Origin of the sequence: Flavobacterium sp. NRK F7, assembly GCF_024054195.1 — a bacterium.
In the GTDB taxonomy this organism is placed as follows: domain Bacteria; phylum Bacteroidota; class Bacteroidia; order Flavobacteriales; family Flavobacteriaceae; genus Flavobacterium.
In genome coordinates this window covers 1,360,050-1,379,069 of the sequence record NZ_JAMXLB010000001.1, presented here as the reverse complement: position 1 = coordinate 1,379,069, position 19,020 = coordinate 1,360,050, and the positions used below count along the sequence as shown (strand labels likewise).

Annotated in this window: 19 protein-coding genes and 1 tRNA gene; 11 read left to right on the top strand and 9 right to left on the bottom strand. The window is 31.5% G+C overall.

Going from position 1 to position 19,020, the window contains the following annotated elements:
* The first annotated feature begins 1 nt into the window (after position 1).
* On the top strand, positions 2-1,195 hold the full coding sequence (locus NHF47_RS05895; protein WP_252764057.1) for a DUF4249 domain-containing protein: 1,194 nt from the start codon (positions 2-4) through the stop codon (positions 1,193-1,195).
* Positions 1,192-2,817 (top strand): hypothetical protein, encoded by a 1,626-nt coding sequence (locus NHF47_RS05890; RefSeq protein ID WP_252764056.1) that lies wholly within the window; start codon positions 1,192-1,194, stop codon positions 2,815-2,817. The genes NHF47_RS05895 and NHF47_RS05890 overlap by 4 nt, the downstream gene beginning before the upstream one ends.
* A gap of 180 nt (positions 2,818-2,997) precedes the next feature.
* On the opposite strand, the gene NHF47_RS05885 is transcribed toward NHF47_RS05890, so the two are convergent.
* On the bottom strand, positions 2,998-4,071 hold the full coding sequence (locus tag NHF47_RS05885; protein ID WP_252764055.1) for an acyl-CoA desaturase: 1,074 nt from the start codon (positions 4,069-4,071) through the stop codon (positions 2,998-3,000).
* Between the two features lie 103 nt (positions 4,072-4,174).
* Between NHF47_RS05885 and NHF47_RS05880 the strand changes: the two genes are divergently transcribed.
* The 4 genes from NHF47_RS05880 (at position 4,175) to rpe (ending at position 7,885) form a co-directional block, all read left to right on the top strand.
* Positions 4,175-5,119 carry a hypothetical protein gene (locus NHF47_RS05880; protein WP_252764054.1) on the top strand — a complete coding sequence of 315 codons (945 nt, stop codon included), beginning with the start codon at positions 4,175-4,177 and terminating at the stop codon, positions 5,117-5,119.
* An 82-nt stretch (positions 5,120-5,201) separates the two neighbouring features.
* Positions 5,202-6,065 (top strand): RNA polymerase sigma factor RpoD/SigA, encoded by an 864-nt coding sequence (locus tag NHF47_RS05875; RefSeq protein WP_045967558.1) that lies wholly within the window; start codon positions 5,202-5,204, stop codon positions 6,063-6,065.
* A 394-nt stretch (positions 6,066-6,459) separates the two neighbouring features.
* Positions 6,460-7,077: a hypothetical protein gene (locus tag NHF47_RS05870; protein WP_252764053.1), complete on the top strand. Its 618-nt coding sequence runs from the start codon at positions 6,460-6,462 to the stop codon at positions 7,075-7,077.
* A 139-nt stretch (positions 7,078-7,216) separates the two neighbouring features.
* Positions 7,217-7,885, top strand: coding sequence for a ribulose-phosphate 3-epimerase (gene rpe, locus NHF47_RS05865; protein WP_252764052.1), 669 nt, complete (start codon positions 7,217-7,219; stop codon positions 7,883-7,885).
* A gap of 50 nt (positions 7,886-7,935) precedes the next feature.
* Here rpe and NHF47_RS05860 read toward each other — a convergent pair whose 3' ends face one another.
* From NHF47_RS05860 to NHF47_RS05850, 3 genes are all read right to left on the bottom strand, one after another.
* The gene (locus tag NHF47_RS05860; RefSeq protein WP_252764051.1) at positions 7,936-8,355 is read right to left on the bottom strand and encodes a CBS domain-containing protein; all 420 of its coding nucleotides are present in this window, start codon (positions 8,353-8,355) and stop codon (positions 7,936-7,938) included.
* Between the two features lie 83 nt (positions 8,356-8,438).
* Positions 8,439-9,236 carry a zinc-dependent peptidase gene (locus NHF47_RS05855; RefSeq protein ID WP_252764050.1) on the bottom strand — a complete coding sequence of 266 codons (798 nt, stop codon included), beginning with the start codon at positions 9,234-9,236 and terminating at the stop codon, positions 8,439-8,441.
* Between the two features lie 159 nt (positions 9,237-9,395).
* Complete coding sequence (locus NHF47_RS05850) at positions 9,396-9,761, bottom strand: MotA/TolQ/ExbB proton channel family protein (protein WP_252764049.1); 366 nt, start codon at positions 9,759-9,761, stop codon at positions 9,396-9,398.
* Between the two features lie 214 nt (positions 9,762-9,975).
* Between NHF47_RS05850 and NHF47_RS05845 the strand changes: the two genes are divergently transcribed.
* The 3 genes from NHF47_RS05845 (at position 9,976) to NHF47_RS05835 (ending at position 12,448) form a co-directional block, all read left to right on the top strand.
* Entirely contained in the window at positions 9,976-11,025 is a 1,050-nt protein-coding gene (locus NHF47_RS05845; RefSeq protein ID WP_252764048.1) for a sensor histidine kinase, read from the top strand.
* A 1-nt stretch (position 11,026) separates the two neighbouring features.
* The gene (locus NHF47_RS05840; protein WP_252764047.1) at positions 11,027-11,740 is read left to right on the top strand and encodes a LytTR family DNA-binding domain-containing protein; all 714 of its coding nucleotides are present in this window, start codon (positions 11,027-11,029) and stop codon (positions 11,738-11,740) included.
* Between the two features lie 246 nt (positions 11,741-11,986).
* Complete coding sequence (locus NHF47_RS05835) at positions 11,987-12,448, top strand: hypothetical protein (RefSeq protein ID WP_252764046.1); 462 nt, start codon at positions 11,987-11,989, stop codon at positions 12,446-12,448.
* 11 nt (positions 12,449-12,459) lie between these two features.
* Here the strand turns inward: NHF47_RS05835 and NHF47_RS05830 are convergent, their stop codons facing one another.
* Positions 12,460-12,975 carry a helix-turn-helix transcriptional regulator gene (locus NHF47_RS05830; RefSeq protein ID WP_252764045.1) on the bottom strand — a complete coding sequence of 172 codons (516 nt, stop codon included), beginning with the start codon at positions 12,973-12,975 and terminating at the stop codon, positions 12,460-12,462.
* Between the two features lie 243 nt (positions 12,976-13,218).
* Between NHF47_RS05830 and NHF47_RS05825 the strand changes: the two genes are divergently transcribed.
* On the top strand, positions 13,219-13,737 hold the full coding sequence (locus NHF47_RS05825; RefSeq protein ID WP_252764044.1) for a contractile injection system tape measure protein: 519 nt from the start codon (positions 13,219-13,221) through the stop codon (positions 13,735-13,737).
* A 76-nt stretch (positions 13,738-13,813) separates the two neighbouring features.
* Positions 13,814-14,224 (top strand): hypothetical protein, encoded by a 411-nt coding sequence (locus NHF47_RS05820; protein WP_252764043.1) that lies wholly within the window; start codon positions 13,814-13,816, stop codon positions 14,222-14,224.
* A gap of 127 nt (positions 14,225-14,351) precedes the next feature.
* On the opposite strand, the gene NHF47_RS05815 is transcribed toward NHF47_RS05820, so the two are convergent.
* The 4 genes from NHF47_RS05815 to NHF47_RS05800 form a co-directional block, all read right to left on the bottom strand.
* The gene (locus NHF47_RS05815; RefSeq protein ID WP_252764042.1) at positions 14,352-16,463 is read right to left on the bottom strand and encodes a DEAD/DEAH box helicase; all 2,112 of its coding nucleotides are present in this window, start codon (positions 16,461-16,463) and stop codon (positions 14,352-14,354) included.
* A 1-nt stretch (position 16,464) separates the two neighbouring features.
* Positions 16,465-17,379, bottom strand: a complete 915-nt coding sequence (locus NHF47_RS05810) for a DUF1837 domain-containing protein (protein WP_252764041.1) — start codon at positions 17,377-17,379, stop codon at positions 16,465-16,467.
* 610 nt (positions 17,380-17,989) lie between these two features.
* A tRNA-Arg gene (locus tag NHF47_RS05805) sits at positions 17,990-18,063 on the bottom strand.
* Between the two features lie 107 nt (positions 18,064-18,170).
* On the bottom strand, positions 18,171-18,809 hold the full coding sequence (locus tag NHF47_RS05800; protein WP_181369146.1) for a response regulator transcription factor: 639 nt from the start codon (positions 18,807-18,809) through the stop codon (positions 18,171-18,173).
* Positions 18,810-19,020 lie beyond the last annotated feature (211 nt).

Genomic DNA, 19,020 nt, shown 5'->3' with positions numbered 1-19,020 from the left:
CATGAAATTAAAACAGTACATCGTATTAATTTTGATTGCCATTGTAAGTTGTACGGAACCTTACGAACTTCAAACTGAAAATTTTGAAGATTTATTAGTAGTAGAAGCTACAATTACAAATGAATACAAAAAGCATAACATTACTTTATCACGCACCATACCTTTAGAATCAGAATTACCAAATATTGAACACGGAGCAAGCGTCATGATAACAACCAATACCGGTTTGGAGTTTCCTTTTTCGGAAGTGGGCGACACCTATATTTCTAATCAAGAATTTCAAATTGAACCAAACCTCCTTTATACTTTAAAAATCACAACCAGTAATGGTAAAAGTTATATTTCAAATAGCGAAACCATGCCTGCCACCTCACAAATAAGTGAGGTAACTGCAACTCAAGAAATTAAAGAAAATGAACTGGGTGTTGCTATTAATGTAAATTCAACAGACCCTAATAACGCTTCCAAATTTTATCGCTATGAATTTATCGAAACGTACATCGTAATACCTCCTTATTGGAGCCCAAATAAATTAATTGTAGATTCTAATAATCAATTACAGTTAGTTCCTCGTACAGAAGAAACTCAAATTTGTTATAGCAACAATTTTTCCAATACAATCAATGTTACAACTACTGAAAATCAAACTGAAGATATAGTATCCGATTTTAATATTCATTTTATTCGTAAAAACGATCCTAAAATTGCACATCGTTACAGTGTCTTAGTAAGGCAATACATTCAAAACCCGGAAGCAAATAATTTTTACAAAACATTAAAAACACTTTCAGCTACGGGCAGTCTATTATCTCAAGTGCAACCTGGATTTATTAATGGAAACATTAAAAGTGTTACTAATCCAGATGAAAAAGTGGTAGGTTATTTTGATGTAACCACAGTTTCAGAAAAAAGAATCTTTTTTAATTTCGAAGACATTTTCCCTTCCGAAACATCAGAAAATTATTTGTTTTCATGTAATATTTTTGAATATCGTAGTGATATTGATGAGTTACCGATAGGCTACATGGGACTTGAAGTAGGTGCTCGAAATGACATGAAATATGTTACGCAAGCTGGAATTTTAATCTATGCATCAGGTGATTTAGAAAATGAAGAAAACATAATACTTGTTTATCCAAATTGTACAGACTGTACTTCTTTTTCATCTAATGTTCAACCCGATTTTTGGCAATGAAAAAAGCAACCCTATTATTTCTATTTTTATATCAAATCCTGTTTAGTCAAACCATAGATTGGAATCTATATAAAGAAACCATGGCTTTACAAGTAAACGCCAAAACTCTTATAACCGGAGAAAAATTAAGGTATTCTTTATATTGTTTACAACAAAACAATCAAGCAAGTGAACTGAGTAAAGTAGCTTATGTAAAATGCATTGATGCTTCTGGAAAAGAAATTTTTGTACACAAGCATTATTTAGACAAAGGAACCGCTTCAGGTTATTTTTTCATTCCTACTGAATTAAAAACAGGAACTTATTATCTTTTAACTTACACCCAATGGATGTTGAGTGCTTCTCCCCTTAATTTTACGAGTAATGAATTGCTGATTATTAATCCGTATCAAGAAAATCAAAATGAAAAAATACGCTTTGATACCTCAACTGTTCCTAGTTCAACTTCTCCTGAAATCGAACTAAAAAATTACTCAAAAAGAGAAGCCATTACTTTTAGTGATTTTATAACCAATGAAAAAGGAAATTTTACTATTTCTGTTCGAAAAAAAGATGCCATAAATGTTCCTTTTGGTTCACTTTTTAGTTTCCCAAACCCAGCTTCAAATAGCAATCCTATTACGCTTCTTCCTGAAGCCAAAGGAGAACTCATTTCAGGTAAAATACAACGACTGGATAGTTTACTTCCTCTGGAAAACATTGGCATTGCATTATTAGACAAAGGTAATAAAGACTTTATCCAGGTTACTTCCACTAACCACAAAGGGCAATTCCATTTTATTTTAGCTAGACCTTTACACAGTTCTAGGCCCTTTCTTGAAATTATTAGTGAAAATGAAAACTACACATTGGAATTGGATTCTAAATTACAACCAGGAATTTTGGCTATAAAACAAACACCAACAATATATTTAGAAACAAACTATACTAAAGAAATTGAAAAAAGAGCCATTGCTTCTCAAATCGAAAATGCATATTATGAAATAAAAAAAGATAGTACCTTTCAACCAAAAGCATTACCATCAATTAATCCTAATTATTTAGAAGTTTTTCCAGTTGAAAAATACAATCGTTTCACTTCTCTAAAAGAATTCATTACTGAAGTACCAAATCAAGTGTATTATACTGAAAAAAATGACCAATTTAAAATTCATTTTAGAAATACTGGTGTTCAGTTAGAATTAAATGAAAATCCACTCACTCTTGTGGATGGTTCTGTAATTATAAACCCAAACGATCTTTTAAAAATTGAATACAATAAAATAAAAAGTATCGCTATCAATATCCAACCCTATTACTTGGGCAACAAACTATACAGTGGTTTGTTTATCATACATACTACTGATGGCTCTTTTGAAGAGAGTAGCACAAAAAAATGGAATACCGAATATATTGTTCCTCTTTACAAACAACAACCCTATGTACCCGATTATAAAGACAAGGCTGCTTTAGAGCGAATTCCAGATTATCGAACACAATTGCTTTGGCAACAAACTACCTCATTAAACCAACCCATTTCTTTTTACACCTCTGATGTAGAAGGAACTTATGAAATTTCAATTTATGGGTATACCAATGAAGGTGAGTTTGTAGAAAAAAACGGTTTCTTTAAAGTAGAATAATCAATACTTTATAAATTTTGTCTTATTTTTTCTTACTTATTGGTTTACATTTTTTAAAAAAACATTTCTTCTGAAATCGATTAATAAGTAATGAATAAAATAATAGGTCACTACTGGTAACTGCATCCCAATTATGATATAAATTAGAACTATTTCTTTTTAACAAAACTGACATACGCTTTACTTTAATTTACCCATTTTATGAAGATGTTTAAAATGAGACATTACCATTTCCAATAAAGTCTTATGATGATAAGGTAATTGATATTTTTGAGTAGTTTCCTTAATAATTGTATTAATTTCCTTGTAATTGACGTGACAAATATTAGGAAATAAATGATGTGCAGCATGACAATTAGAACCTCCACTTATAAATCTAGCCCAAGATTTATCTGCATTCCAATCACAACTCGTGTATAGTTGATGTACAGCCCATGAATGCTCTAAATTTTCATCATTTGAAACTGGGTAATAGGCTTCTTCAAAAAAATGAGTTCCCACTAGCATCACAATAAAAATTAGCGAAGTAAATGCACTCGATAATAAAAAAGCAAAAAGTATGATTTTCCAACTGAATGTAGTAAAAAGTATAGGAAGAAGTAATACTAATGCAAAATACACTATTTTGTAAAGAAAAAAGCGAAAATACAATTCTAGAGTTGAAATTCCTTTTTTCATCCAATCATAATCATTGGAAAACAAATAAATCCAATCACTCACAAAAACAGAATGCAATAAGGTTAGCATATATACAAAAGGAGCATAATAGGCCTGAAATTTATGCTTTGGAGCCCAAGGATGTGTAGGACTTAACCGCAAAAAAGGATTTTTATCGATATCAACATCACTACCTTCTACATTAGCATATAAATGATGGGAACGAATATGTCTTAAACCCCATAACATTGGATCAATTCCCACTGTCATAAAACTAATAAAATGAAGTATGGCATTGTATCTTTTATTTTTAAAAGCAGTATTATGACTCGCATCATGTCCTAAACTAAAGCCTATAAGTAAACCTGCCAATTGAAAAATAAAGTAACTCATAAAAAATTGAAAAACCGATATTTCTCTTATAAAAAGTATCACATAACTGGTATAACAAAGTAAAAACCAAAAAATGCCTTTTCTCCAAAAGGTTACATTTCCATGACCAATCTGCTTATCATTAAATTGCAACCGTACTTTCTCCTTTAAAGTGGAATAAAAAACACGTTCTTCTTCTGATTTGTTGAAATATTTTGCTTTCATATATTTAAGAATGGATTAATAGTAAAACAAACCTACTTTATAAATCACAAAAAAAATTGCGTTAAATAATATTACTTATATTTGTATTTGCGAAAATCACAAAATGAAAAACCAAGAACTCCTTTTAAAAGCCATTCAAAAAAAGGTTCAAAACAAATCCCTTTTAGATGAAATTGCAAAAGTTTTAGGCATTAGCTATGATGCAGCACATCGGAGAATTTCATTAAAGAGTAAATTTTCTATTGATGAAACCATTCTTTTGTGCAATCATTTTGCTATTGCTATGGATACCTTATTCCGAAAAGAAAACAAATACATTTTAGACAAAACCAATACTATTAAATCTATAACCGATTTTAAAGCCTATTTGGAAAAATCTATCAACTTATTACAACCATATAGTCAATACAGCTGCATCTATTATTCTGCTAAAGACATTCCCTTACATTACACGTTGGGAGGAAGTGTTCTTGCAAAATTTAAAATTTATGTTTGGTTAAACATTCTTACTTCCGATCAAAACATAAGCTTTGAAAATTTTACAATGGACATCTCATTATTACAGGAATCAACTCGCTTAGTCCAAATATTTGAAAACAACAAACGCATTGAAATTTGGAACGATACTACTATTAATAGTTCCTTACAGCAAATATATTATTTCTATGAAGCAGGACTACTCCACTTCAACAATGCGCTATCCATTATAGAAGATATTAAAAATATTATTTTAAAAATAGAAGAAGAAGTGCGAAACGACAGTTCTACTTTCGAACTGTTTTACAATGAATTATTACTTTTAAATAATACCGTTTTGTTTACCAATGAAAAACAAGCTTCTTTTTTTATCCCACACAACATGTTAAGTTATTATGTAACCTCTGATGCAAAGATTTGCAATGAAGAAAAAGAATTTATTTTTAATCAATTGAAAAATTCCATGTCCATTTCCAAAGCAGGCAAAAAAGATCAAAAAATATTCTTCAACAGAATGTATCAAAAAATAGATTTTTACACCTCCAAAATAAAAAATTACCTCACTGAATAATTTTTTTAAAGTTTTTGTAACTTTTTAGTAACCTCTTACGTATAACTACTGTAACACTTAAAAATTTAGAGGAATTATATAAATGAGACAACTCAAAATCACCAAGCAGGTAACGAATCGTGAAACTGCTTCCCTAGACAAATACCTACAAGAAATTGGAAAAGTTGACCTTATTACTGCAGATGAAGAAGTAGAATTAGCACAACGTATTAAGGCAGGAGATCAAAGAGCTCTTGAAAAATTAACAAAGGCTAATTTACGTTTCGTAGTTTCTGTAGCTAAACAATATCAAAATCAAGGTTTAACATTACCCGATTTAATTAACGAAGGAAATCTTGGTTTAATTAAAGCGGCACAACGTTTTGACGAAACCCGTGGTTTTAAATTCATTTCTTATGCGGTTTGGTGGATTCGTCAATCGATTCTTCAAGCTTTAGCTGAACAATCTCGTATTGTACGTTTACCCTTAAATAAAATTGGTTCTATCAATAAAATCAACAAGATGTATGCTTTACTAGAGCAATCTAGTGAACGCGCTCCATCTGCTGAGGAAATTGCAAAAGAACTAGACATGACCGTAAATGATGTAAAAGAGTCTATGAAAAACTCTGGACGTCATTTATCAATGGATGCGCCTCTTGTAGAAGGTGAAGATTCGAACTTATACGATGTATTGCGTTCTGGAGAATCTCCAAACCCTGACAGAGAGTTAATTCACGAGTCATTACAAACAGAAATTGAAAGAGCTTTAGAAACCTTAACCCCAAGAGAAGCAGATGTAGTTCGCCTTTATTTTGGTTTAGGTGATCAACACCCAATGACTCTTGAAGAAATTGGAGAAACTTTCGATTTAACTCGTGAGCGTGTACGTCAGATTAAAGAAAAAGCAATTAGACGTTTAAAACACACTTCTAGAAGTAAAATATTAAAAACCTATTTAGGATAAATTATAATTTCTAAGTTTCGGGATAAATTCCAAATTCCAATATTTGTAATTTGGAATTTGTTTTTTAATTTTACATCATTACAAAACAGTCACTATAACTGATTTTAATAGGTTACTCCGTTTCTCTCCGTCAGTTCGAGCAAAGCTCTCGGGTGATGATTGAAACCAAACATATAGAAAGCAACAACAGTTTCAATAACTGTTCGTTTTTTGATTGATGATTGAAACCACGGCTGATTACCGTGGTTTTGTTTTTGTGAAACAAACTCACGGTCAGTTCGCATAAAAATGCTCGGGTGTCCGTGGTTTTGTTTTTTAAGTAGAATTTCTTCTTCGTTTTCTATATAAAATTCAAATCTTATCTTATTTTTACATCAAATCTAAGCAGAATAACATGAAAAAAACAATTGTATTACTTTCAATGCTAGCCATGATAGCATGTAAAAAAACAGAAGAAAAAAAAGATGAACCAGGAGTAATGGATGCTGTTGAAGGCTTTAACAACATTAGTAAAGCAGGAGACGCATTAAAAGAAAATGAAAAACAACTGGAAGCTTTAAAAACCATGACACCTGTTTCCAATGATGTTTTAAAAGAAGTATTGGCGGAACAAGTTGGTGGATTAAAAAGAAACCGTTTTAATGCAGGTGATGCTTCCATGATGGGATTAACAACAGCCGACGCGAAATATGGTGATGAAGTAACAGGAAAAGAAATTGAAGTGAGTATTATGGATGGTGCTGGTGAAACTGGAAGTAGCATTATCAGTTTAACCATCATGGCGCTGTCTATGAATGTAGAAACTATCAACGATACAGAAACAAAAAAAACGGAAACTATTCATGGCTTCAAATGTTTAACAGAAGAAGACGAAAATCCAGATAATATTAGTTCGTCTATTACTTTCATCTATAAAGAACGTTTTCAAGTAGCTTTAAAAGGAGAAAGAATCACACTAGATGAATTAAAATCTTTTTTAAAGGAATTAGATTTATCAAAATTAGAGCAATAATAATTGCATTCTATTCTTTAAAAAGGCTTTTTTGAATTTCAAAAAAGCTTTTTTTATGCTTTAGAAAAGGATTTTATTTCTAAAACTATTTCAATCTAACTTCTAAATAATATCTTTGCACAAACAACATAACTACACAATGAGTACTTCAAAAAATACCTTGATTGCACCATCTGTTTTAGCAGCAGATTTTGCCAATTTACAAAGAGACATCGAAATGATTAACAATAGTGAAGCAGACTGGTTTCATATTGATATTATGGACGGTGTTTTTGTTCCAAACATTTCTTTTGGAATGCCCGTTTTACAAGCCATTAGTAAACATGCTAAAAAAACAATCGACGTACATTTAATGATAGTCGACCCAGATCGTTACATTACTACTTTTAAAAATTTAGGTGCCGATATACTTACAGTGCATTATGAAGCGTGTACGCACTTACACCGTTCTTTACAAGCGATTAAAGCAGAAGGTATGAAAGCAGGTGTAGCCATTAATCCACACACCAATGTAGCCTTATTAGAAGATACTATTAAAGATATTGATTTAGTTTGTCTTATGAGTGTCAATCCTGGCTTTGGTGGTCAATCTTTTATTGAAAACACCTATAAAAAGGTACAACAATTAAAAGAAATCATCACAAGAAATAATGCAACCACATTGATTGAAATCGACGGTGGTGTAACTAATCAAAATGCCAAACAATTAGTCGATGCTGGTGCTGATGTTTTAGTGGCTGGAAGCTATGTATTTGGAGCTACCAATCCAACAGCGACAATAGCGAATTTAAAAGAAATTACAAAATAAATACTATTTCATCCTGACAGGACCTAAAACTCTTGTCAGGTTCTTTCTCTTTAATATTGATCGATTAAGTACTTGATCAAATCGGTAGTGGTTACAATACCCACTAATAAATTGCCTTCACAAACAGGCAAAGCATGAAATTCTTTAGAAGCTAATATTTCAGCGGCCTCTTTTATTGTAGTTTCAGGTGTTATAGTCACTAGTTTTTTTGCCATCACTTGCTCTACGGTAAACATATTATATACAGTAGTGTCTATTTCATCTTCATCATCATCCACTGCATCAGCAAAGGAAATCCGCAGTAAATCGGTATAACTGAGCATCCCAATAATTTTATTACCAGAAACAACAGGAATGTGCCTAATGTGATGCTTTTTAAAAAGAGATTCGGCTTTGGTGAGATTGTCGGAAATATTCAACTTTACAACATCTTGGGTCATAATCGTTGAAATGGGAACTTTCTGTTTCATGACGCGTCTATTTGTTACTTACAAATTTACTAAATATTTAGTCATAAAACACATAATTAGCTGAATATTAATTTTTTATAAAACTAATATTGCGTAAAATTAATCATCACTTTAACTTTTTCAAATAAGGGAGGAAATTCTTTCTTGAATTCTTCGGGTGTTTCAAAGAAATGTTCCAAGATCACAGCGATAAACTCAAATTCATTGGTATAGGCATAAATTCTAAAATAATTGGATTGCAATAATTTAGAATAATTGGCAGGATATTTTACTTCTTTAATAATTTGCTCATAGGTAACGGCAAAAATGGTAGCCGAAGTATCGGAACTTTTTAATCCTTGATAATGCAATACGTGACCAAATTCATGCAATCCTAAATTCAAATTATCGTTACTAATTTGGTAACCTTCTAAAAAATGCTTCCAAGAAAAAACAATAGCTTTCATTCTCGGATTGAATTCTCCTTTATGATACTCTTGGTTAAAAGTTGAATAATACACATCGGGATAAATAATAATTTTATCAATAACCGTAAACAAATAATTTCGCATACCAAAGGTCAACATCACAGCTGTTGCTGCAATAAGTACCTTCATTTCATCGGTTACTTCCAATCCCTCTTTTCCAATAAAAGGATAATTTTGAATAAAAGTAGCGACTCGGTGTTCAAAATACTTTTGTTGAAGTGGTGGTAATTTTTGATAAAAATCAAATTGGTCATGCAAAATTTGCATTTGCGGTAAGCTTAACTTTTTAGGAAACCAATACCAATGCACATAAATGGGCTTTCTAAAAAAGAAAGCATAGATGGGCTCAATAATTACATTATAAGCAAATACTAAAAAAAAGACAATTCCTAAAGCAAGTAATATATAAGCCACTAGTTGAGATTTGGGAAAAACGAATATACAGAATATAACCTAATTACAAAAAAAGAAAGCCTCCTATTCTTTCAAACGGGACACTTTCCTTTTTCTTTTTGACTTTTGACTTTCGACTTTTGACTTTCGACTTTTGACTTTCGACTTTTGACTTTCGACTTACCCCTTCTGACTTTTATCTAAAACCGTTAAGATAATAATCCCTACACGGCCTATCAAAAACGTAAACATCCCAAACACCACGGTCAAAAAAGTGACTTTCAAACCACCTGCCAACATTTCATTAGTTATACTTCCCATCGATTGTATGGCATCAAAAGCACCTATTAATCCGATGGCCTGACCTAAAAATCCCCAAACCAAAACAAAAAGACTTAAGGAGGCAATCAACTCTTTACACTTGTGGAGGTTTTCTCTTTTCAATAAGGCCCAAACCAACAAAACTAAAATGGCAATTAGAATAAAAACAATTGGCACCATAAAAAAAGGACCGCCTTCATAAATTCTGTCTAAAATAACTTTCATAATTCTATATTTTTTTGGATTTATAACATCACAAAGCTATTTTTTAAAACAAATCTTTAACTTTTTATGCGACGTATGAACCTTTTCCTTCCCTTTTTAACCAAATTGAAACGTGAAAAATACAATTTAAGATTTATTTTGACAAATAGGGTTCGAAACCGGTTATCTGTCGCAATTTTAAAAACATCACAAATATTTAGTTTATCTTGCTACCATGTTTTCAAATTGGTTCCAAACAACAAAATCCCTACTCCTCCATTGCTTCTTTTGGATTGGAGTTTGGTTCTTTTTTGTGTATTTCTTTAGTTATAATTCAAACGATACGGTTTATATTACTTGGTTCTCCAGCTTACTATTACCCATAACGCTTCTCACTACTTACATTACCATTTATGTGCTTATCCCAAAATACTTGCTTACAAAAAAATATGCGCAGTTATTCTTATATGGTTTTTATACTCTAGCTATGAGTGTTTATCTGATTACTATGGCTATTTATGGAAGTTTTATTTTCATTACCAAGCTCGATATTGCCAAAGTACCTCCTATGGGTCGGAATTTTATTTTCATTCTTATTTTAGTGTACCTCATTGTGGCTGTCATTAGCTTTGTGTATATCTTAAATCATAATTTCAATGTGCAATCGCAGTTTAAAGCTTTGGAAAACAAAATATTGGAAACCAATTTACAAATCAAACAACAAGAACTCAATTATTTAAAAAAACAAATACATCCGCATTTTTTATTCAACACCTTAAATACGATTTACGGTTTGTCTTTGAAAAAATCGGAATACACACCCGATGTTATCTTAAAACTTTCCAACTTACTCGATTATATTTTGTACCAAGTTCAGAAACCTAAAGTCGTCCTTTCAGAAGAAGTAGCACACATTCATGAATATATCGATTTGGAAAAAATACGGTTTCAAGATCGGTTGAAAGTTGATTTTACTACTGCAATTGAAAATGAAACCCTTTTGATTCCGCCCATGCTGTTTTTGCCCTTTATTGAAAATGCTTTTAAACACGGTAATATTATCAACCATTTTTTAACTGTTTCTATTCGATTGCAAGCTACAAAGGACCAACTGAACTTTTATTGTAGCAATAGTGCCTATTTAAAAGAACAAGAAAGCAGCACAGGCATTGGTTTGGAAAACATAAAAAAAAGATTGGCTTTGCTGTATCCTGAAAAGCACGAATTGAATATCGTAACCACAACAGATAACTTTGCTGTTGCTTTAGAAATTAAATTGGAGTAAGATGAATACCTACAATTGTTTGATTATAGATGATGAAATTACCGCACGTGAAATTTTAGAATCGCATGTGGCTAAAATTAATGCATTTCAGTTGTGTGGCAGTTGCAAAAATGCACTGGAAGCTTTTCACCTCATCAATACACAGAAAATTGATTTGATTTTTTTAGACATCAACATGCCTGAAATTAACGGTTTATCTTTTGCCAAATCGATTAATAAAAACATCAAAATTATTTTTACTACCGCTTATCGCGAATATGCCATAGCCGGTTTCGATTTACAAGCGGTGGATTATTTATTGAAACCCATTTCGTTTGAACGCTTCTTACAAGCCGTGAATAAATATTTAGACGAAAATATTCAAATAGACGTTACTCCTATTACGGAAAACCTATCCTTTGAAACGGATTTTATTTTTGTAAAATCGGACCGTAAAATGGTTAAAATCAATTTCGACGACATCTTATACATTGAAAGTGTGAGCGATTATTTAAAAATCGTAACTACCCAAAAAAACTGTATTACTCGAGAAACCATTTCCAATATAGAAGCTAAGTTGCCCCAACACAAATTTTTACGCATTCATCGTTCGTTTTTGGTTTCAGTAAGTAAAATTGATTCTTTTACCAATGAATATGTGGAAGTACATCAAAAAGCATTACCCATTAGCCGAAGTTATAAAAAAGGCGTTTTGGAACAATTAGAAAAGTTATAATGGGTTTTTATTTTGGGTTTTCACCAATGCAAATTGAGTTATTACTCTATCAAAGAGAAACCACAAAAGCACCTTCATGAGAGAAAATTCTTTCAGCAATTGCGGTTGTAAGAAAAAAATCTTAAAAAAATCTTAAAATTTTCTCGTTTTAGTGAATTTATAAAGCCAACTTTCTAAAAAAAGAAGTACTTTAGAGATTGCTATTACCAAAGGAACACAGTTGTAACCATTTGTAATACTAGCATCATGAACTTACCAGAAATCCCTCGTCTTGGAAAAGCCTCATCCAAACGTTTTCCTAAAGCGTTCCGTTTTTCAAAATATGTAAAAACCGTGGGGTTATTATCACTTATGATTTATGTTTTCATGGGATTTACCACCTTATCTACATCCGAATGCGACATTGCCCACGAAGGAACTTTTATTTACTATTTTGAAGGCAAAGAAGTGAAAGTTAGTATTCACAAAGACCTGCATACCGAATACCATGAAGGAGGTAAATACATCATTCAATCGAAACTGGTATGGGTCAACGATTGCGAATTCATTGCAACTTGCATTAAAAACACCTTTCCCAATCCAGCATACACGTTAGAAGACCAAATGTATGTGAAAATTGAATATGTGTATGATAACGAAATTTATTTTACCTCCACTATTAACCGTTTTGAATGGAAAGGAAAAATGATTAAGGTGAAGCAAGGTTAATAAATTGCAACTTACTTTATTTCTTTTTCCAATTGTTTTTGGTAGGATTTAAGAGCGCGCAAGTGGCGTTGGTATTGGGCCTGCAAGTGTAGACCATTTTTTTCAACTTGAGTCAGGGCTCTATTTTTTACATTTTGCAGGATACAAACTTCTTGTTCGTTGAAATCTCCCAGATTTTCATGCACGCTTATAAACTGAAGCGTGTTTTCGGCTTCTTGAAACTGCTTTTGCATTTTTGCTAATTTCCTTTCTACCACTTCCGTTTCCCATTTGTTTTTTGCCAATTCTTCTTGTAGCATCTTTTTTTTCTTACCTTCTTGAACGGTTCTATGAGAAAGCTCTAGAGTAGCCAACGGCAATTGTGCTGCACTTTGTAGCAGTTTGGCTAATTTTAGGGTGGCTTCAGTAGGAATACTACGTAAACCCGAAACATACATCGACCAGCTACTTCGCGTAATCCCTAACAATAAAGCCATTTCTTCTTGAGAAAATAATAAAGGCGTTTTAAAAATTTTTCTATCTTTCATAGCGTAATCCTATAAATTAAAAACAGCATAACGTTGTGTCAATTTTTTTGTGTCATTTTATTTGACACAAATAGTTTGCCACACTTTTTGTGGCAATGGTTTTTTTAAAAAAAATTTGACACAGAAACTAATAAAACCTCAAAAATCACTAACTGCACCACCCTATTTTAAAATGCAATATTCTTTCTATCTTAGCAAAAAGTAGTTTTTTACAAACAACACTTTCACATTAAAGTTAATCCTATGGCTCTTGTTCAAATTTTTCCAATTAAAAATGCAGGAATTGTAATTCTAAATAATTACATTCAAATGTTGTTTAAACGGTTGCAATTAACAACAGAAGACCAATTTGTAACTCCAACTGCTCAAGAAAAAGCCGTCTTTTGTCTACAATATCTTGCCACTGGACTAACAGATACGGAAGAAATTTTCCTACCGCTAAACAAAATCCTCTGTGGCTTACCCTTAACCACTCCACTTCACAACACAGCTATCACGCTAACCGATACCGAACAACAACTAATAGAAAGTCTATTTCAAGCAGTTATTGGTCATTGGCCTGCCATTGGTTCTACTTCTATAGAAGGTTTTAGAGGAAATTGGTTGGTACGTGACGGGAAATTACAAGAAAACGAAGAGCGTTGGGAAATGACGGTTGAAAAGAGAGCCTATGATCTCTTATTGAACCAATCACCTTTTTCTTTTTCTATCCTAAAATTCCCATGGATGCCAAAACCTTTACATGTTACATGGTCGTATTAACTAGAATGTTAAAATAGAAATTGGGTTTTGAAAAATAATGTGTAATTTCGTTTACCAATGCTAATTTGATTCTGCCATGCAAGACCACTATGCTTTTTCGGATACTGCTTTTGAAGCCCAATTTAAAGCAGGCACTTTTCCAGCTGAATTATTCACACATGAAGCACATTTTCGATTGGCCTGGATTCACATTCACCGCTATGGTGTAGTGCAAGCGGAAGAAAACATTGTACAACAATTGCAAGACTATGTCGCGCATTTGGGTGCTACAGATAAATTTAACATGACGCTCACGGTGGCAGCGATTAAAGCAGTCGCGCATTTTAAAGCGAAAGCCAACCACACCCGTTTTAAGGATTTTATCACAGCCTTTCCTCGTTTGCAAACGCATTTTAAGGAATTATTGGCACAGCATTATCAAAAGGTGAATTACACTTCTGAAGAAGCGAAAAGGGTGTTTGTGGAATCTGATGTGATGGGGTTTTGAGGGGTTAGAGTATTTGTAAGGCTAAGCTTTATTAATATAAAAACAATCAACTAATTATCCAAGTAACAATAGAAACTATATTCCCTTCTTCGTCCATAGTTTCATCAAATTGATTTGAAACAAAAATCTATACTATTAAATTATTATTTATCTTGATTCCATCATAAAAATAATCCAAAATATATTTATCAAACTCATCAAGATTAACCTTTTCTTTAATTACTTCAACCCCTATTTCATTAAATATTTCAATTGTTCTATGTATAGTAAGTTCTCTATCATAAAAGTTAATTATTTTGGCTGCATGAATTTTTTTTGAAATTATTCTTGGAAGTCCATATTCTTCAAGCTGAAAAACAACTGAAGGCAAAAAGGCATGGGAAACATAAGTTACAAAGGGAGAGATGTCATAGTTTTTACTTTTCAATATTTCCTTTTGAAGTGTATTTACATCTTTTACAAGAGAAGAAAATTTGAATGATACATTTCTTTCTAATTTAAAAAAATCATCTATACCAACATTATGAGGTTCTAATGATTTTAATAATTCGGGTATGCTCTTGAACCAATTATCCCTAAGAACTTTGATAAACGCAACAAAAGTACTGCTTTTAGTTTCCCAGTAACCTGGTTTTAAATTTATTATTCTATATATACTTTTATCCCATTTATCTCTGTTGGAAGAATTCAAATATGAAAGCCCATTCCATTCGCTTGGATTATTTGCCATATCTACAGCAATATCTTTAATAAATTCTGAATCACTTGATTGAAAAACTCCTTCGTTTTTTAGCTTTTTATAAATATCAACACCTAAAATATTTGACATTTCTTCTTGATAGTATTGAATTTTAGCAACTTGTTCTTTTGTCAAAACTCCTATGTCATTTTCAGAATCTAACCCACCTAAAATTTCTTCTGGAAATGGCAAATCTAATTTTGTTTGCTCACTTGCAGGTGGCTTGTCCAATATATAAATCTTTCCTATAAAATGTCGAAACATTCTACCACCTCTACCAATAATATTTCGATATGTAAAATCATTTAATCCTGAACGTCCATTTTTATTCATCCAAAGAATTACGTTTTCAGCTGAAGTATTTACACCTTCAATAATAGATGAAGTTGAGATTATATTATTAAGTCCGTCTTCTTCTTCAAATAACTTTACTTGTATTTGACTAAGTGAACGATGTAGACGCCCATTATGTATACCTGTTCCTCTTTTTACAGAATTTGTTAGTGACCAATTATAACTGTAATTTTTAGAAAGCCAATTTGAAAAGTTATTGAGTAGTACACTGTTTTTTTCTTCAAAACGAATATTGATAATATTTGACAAAACATCAATATTAGAATATGTACCAGCATAAATTAAAGACTTTGTATCTTGTGCTTTTAATATACCTATAAGTTTTTCAGTTTTCAATTCTTCATTCTTTCCTATTTCTAGATATATCTCATTTACTTCTAGGAAAACAGTATTGAAATCAAGTTTAATAAATTCCATTTCTCTTGTAAATGGATTCTCCTCCAATGACGAGATGTTTGGCGCTAAAAAATATCTTTGTTTTGATTTATTTCCAAGTTGTATAATCGCTTTTATCAAACTTGGAGATCGTTCTTTGTCAAAGTTTTTACTTGCTTTATAAAACTCATCTATTATCATAATATCAAAGCTTTCAACTTTATTTAAATAATTGATTGCTCGTTCTTGTGGAAAGATAAAAATATTCTTTTCAGCTAATTCAACTTCTGTAGTTGTAATTATTTTATACTCAGATGCAAACTTCTTGTACAAACGCCTTCTTGTTTCATCAGTTAAAGCAATTGTTGGCACAATAATTAAGACATTTTTAGGCTTTTTAATTTTTATAAAAGCATCAATTACAAAACTTTTTCCAAAACTCGTTGGTGCGCTTACAGCAATATTTTTGCCATCTAAAAGTTTTTTAAGAAGTAATGATTGTTCCCGATGAAGGGTTAATGGTTTTTCTTCACCAACATCTACTTTAAAAACATCAAAAACAAACCTTTCCTCCCAATTAGATGTTTTAGGTTCTAGATAAGGAAAAAGACCTGTTTCTCTAATTAGATGATTTAAAAGTGGTGTGTATTCTATTTTATTTGATTCATGAAAATCAAGAAGTCTAATAAGCTCTTGTCTTGCTTCATTCTCTTTTTCAGCAATCAATAAATTATTCACAATTTGACAACGTTCAAAAACTATATCTTCCATATTATATCCTATGAGCTTTCGCTTTTAAAATGAATGTTTCAACAATCTTTTCCTTATCAGCAACAGGGAAAAGGATAATGTGGAAATTGATTTTTTCATACAGGTGAATTTCTTTACATTTCTCAATTTGTCTTTTAAAATATGCTGTTGCTCTATTCTTATGATTTTCAATAATATTTTTTTTATATTCATCTGTCATTGACTTTTGCTTTTTAGTTTCTCCACATTCATATAAAAGTAAGATTGGAATATTCAAAATTGGTTTTATTTTGTCAATTGATTCATCTTGAGACAAGCTTGATTTGATTTTAATTTTCAGCTCTTCAGAAATTTCCTCAAAATCATTAATATCACTCAAATTAGTAATTATACTATTTTCCTTTTTTAATTTATCTAGACTTATTGAATCATTTACGGATTTAACAATTTCATCTAGTCTTGCGTTTTCAATATTATTATAAAATTTAGATTCACCAAACCATAAAGAAAAAGAGTCTTCTGATTCAACAACAATATGAATGCTGTCAGCTCCTTTGGCTTCATCCTTTTTGTTTTGCTTATAAAATATTTTAGGTACAATTGGTAAAGCATTGTAATGTCTTCGCATAATTCCATATAGCACTATTTCTCCAATTTCACTACCACGTGCATTTGTAGTTTCAATTAGTCTAAGATTTTTTGCAGATTCAGACAAAATAGAACCTTCTCCTTTATCTATTAATGATTTTCTTTCTTTTTGACTTAAAGCAGTTTCTTTTATATTATCCCATATGAAATTCTGAAATTTATCAAATCTCCAACTACCATTTTCAAAATCATTAATAAATCCAAGAACTTTTTTATTCAGAGTCGGAGTTAAATATGAATCAAGCTTAAGGTTATCAAATAAGTCATTTACTAATATTTCAAATTTCATTCTTTTAAATCATTTATTATTATTTATGTAATTATTGTCAATATATACTTGACATAATTTAGACATACCCACCTTAATCAAAGATAAATGTCTAATAAATACTATTTCAATTTCTCAAATTTAACCCTTCAAATGTTAAATTCCTATACGTATAAATACGTATTTTGAGCTCTTTTTTGTACGTATTTATACGTAGTTTTTAACAAATACTACAAATTATCTATACAAATTGTAAAAAAGAGAGAAAGACTAAATAAGATGTGAATGTTTTTTAAACGCTGTCACGAAGCAGGGTTGACTCCGTCTTCCCTGTAAAGCTCCACTTTGAGAATAAAACAAAAGCTAAAAAACATTTAAAGTAAACTTAGTATTAGTACTAGTAAGTTATTACGAAGCAGGGTTGACTCCGTCTTCCCTGTAAAGCTCCGCTTTGAGAATAAAACAAGGGCTAAAAAAACATTTAAAGTAAACTTAGTATTAGTACTAGTAAGTTATCACGAAGCAGGGTTGACTCCGTCTTCCCTGTAAAGCTCCGCTTTGAGAATACTTTAAAAATAAAAAAAACAGCTTAAGCGAGCTTGCTGTTTTTCATTTTTAAAGTATTCATTCGTGACCTCGGCAGGGTTCGAACCTGCAACCAACGGAGCCGAAATCCGCCATTCTATCCAGTTGAACTACGAGGCCATTGCAATTGTGGTCGCAAAAATACCAAATTATATGGGCTGTTGTATGGCTTCAACTATTTTTTTATTTCGATTTTATATAGAATATTGATAGTCAACCGAATACCCTTACCAAGTTACTAAAGCGTTTTCCACAGCATACCGCACTAAACCCACTACATTTTTGGAACCCGTTTTGCCAAACATGCTGCTTCTATGGGTTTCAATCGTACTCACACTTATAAATAGCTTTTCGGAAATTTCTTTATTGGAATACTCCTTGCAAATCAAATCTAAAATTTCCATTTCTCGAGTGGTTAAATAATTGGAAGACACATTACTTTCCGAACTGTTTTTAATAAGCTCCATCATAATAGCGGTAATTTCACTACTATAATACGTGCCTCCATTGACAATCTTTTGTATGGCTTTGCACAATTCTTGCTTACCCGCAATTTTTAGCATAAAACCTTCAGCACCTGCATTTAAAATTTGCTTCACTTCTTTGCGGTCGCAATCCATACTCAAAACCAAGATGGGAATCTCGGGTTTGGCTTTTTTAATTTTCAAAATCAAATCCACCCCACTAATGTCGGGCAAATTCAAATCGGTAATCAAAAAGTCAACGTCACTATTTAAAATAATGTCGAGCGCTTCTTTTCCTCGGGTAACCGGTGGCAACAATTCTAATCCTTCGTGGGATTCTAAAATAGAACCAAGTCCGTCTAAAAATAACATGTGGTCGTCTACTAGCAGTGTTTTTAACATTCTTTTACACATAGTTGAAAGATTAAACGTATTCCAATAATAATTTTAGTAAACAGCAGTAATTACAAGAGAAAAGAAGATACATAGTCATAACGCTACTGCTAAAGTAGCCTTATGTCTTACTCAAATGTAAGAAATATATCTTATATTTTTCATTCCATTTGGGGCAATTTAATAAGAAAACCCAGAAATTTCTTTGCGGGCAAATGAT

Excerpts from the sequence above, each read along its gene's own strand:
- NHF47_RS05895 (WP_252764057.1), top strand. The coding sequence starts at position 2 with ATGAAATTAAAACAGTACATCGTATTAATTTTGATTGCCATTGTAAGT.
- NHF47_RS05840 (WP_252764047.1), top strand. The coding sequence starts at position 11,027 with ATGAATACCTACAATTGTTTGATTATAGATGATGAAATTACCGCACGT.
- NHF47_RS05875 (WP_045967558.1), top strand. The coding sequence starts at position 5,202 with ATGAGACAACTCAAAATCACCAAGCAGGTAACGAATCGTGAAACTGCT.
- NHF47_RS05815 (WP_252764042.1), bottom strand. The coding sequence starts at position 16,463 with ATGGAAGATATAGTTTTTGAACGTTGTCAAATTGTGAATAATTTATTG.
- NHF47_RS05820 (WP_252764043.1), top strand. The coding sequence starts at position 13,814 with ATGCAAGACCACTATGCTTTTTCGGATACTGCTTTTGAAGCCCAATTT.
- NHF47_RS05825 (WP_252764044.1), top strand. The coding sequence starts at position 13,219 with ATGGCTCTTGTTCAAATTTTTCCAATTAAAAATGCAGGAATTGTAATT.
- NHF47_RS05890 (WP_252764056.1), top strand. The coding sequence starts at position 1,192 with ATGAAAAAAGCAACCCTATTATTTCTATTTTTATATCAAATCCTGTTT.
- rpe (WP_252764052.1), top strand. The coding sequence starts at position 7,217 with ATGAGTACTTCAAAAAATACCTTGATTGCACCATCTGTTTTAGCAGCA.
- NHF47_RS05880 (WP_252764054.1), top strand. The coding sequence starts at position 4,175 with ATGAAAAACCAAGAACTCCTTTTAAAAGCCATTCAAAAAAAGGTTCAA.
- NHF47_RS05850 (WP_252764049.1), bottom strand. The coding sequence starts at position 9,761 with ATGAAAGTTATTTTAGACAGAATTTATGAAGGCGGTCCTTTTTTTATG.
- NHF47_RS05885 (WP_252764055.1), bottom strand. The coding sequence starts at position 4,071 with ATGAAAGCAAAATATTTCAACAAATCAGAAGAAGAACGTGTTTTTTAT.
- NHF47_RS05800 (WP_181369146.1), bottom strand. The coding sequence starts at position 18,809 with ATGTTAAAAACACTGCTAGTAGACGACCACATGTTATTTTTAGACGGA.
- NHF47_RS05835 (WP_252764046.1), top strand. The coding sequence starts at position 11,987 with ATGAACTTACCAGAAATCCCTCGTCTTGGAAAAGCCTCATCCAAACGT.
- NHF47_RS05870 (WP_252764053.1), top strand. The coding sequence starts at position 6,460 with ATGAAAAAAACAATTGTATTACTTTCAATGCTAGCCATGATAGCATGT.
- NHF47_RS05830 (WP_252764045.1), bottom strand. The coding sequence starts at position 12,975 with ATGAAAGATAGAAAAATTTTTAAAACGCCTTTATTATTTTCTCAAGAA.
- NHF47_RS05810 (WP_252764041.1), bottom strand. The coding sequence starts at position 17,379 with ATGAAATTTGAAATATTAGTAAATGACTTATTTGATAACCTTAAGCTT.
- NHF47_RS05860 (WP_252764051.1), bottom strand. The coding sequence starts at position 8,355 with ATGAAACAGAAAGTTCCCATTTCAACGATTATGACCCAAGATGTTGTA.
- NHF47_RS05845 (WP_252764048.1), top strand. The coding sequence starts at position 9,976 with ATGTTTTCAAATTGGTTCCAAACAACAAAATCCCTACTCCTCCATTGC.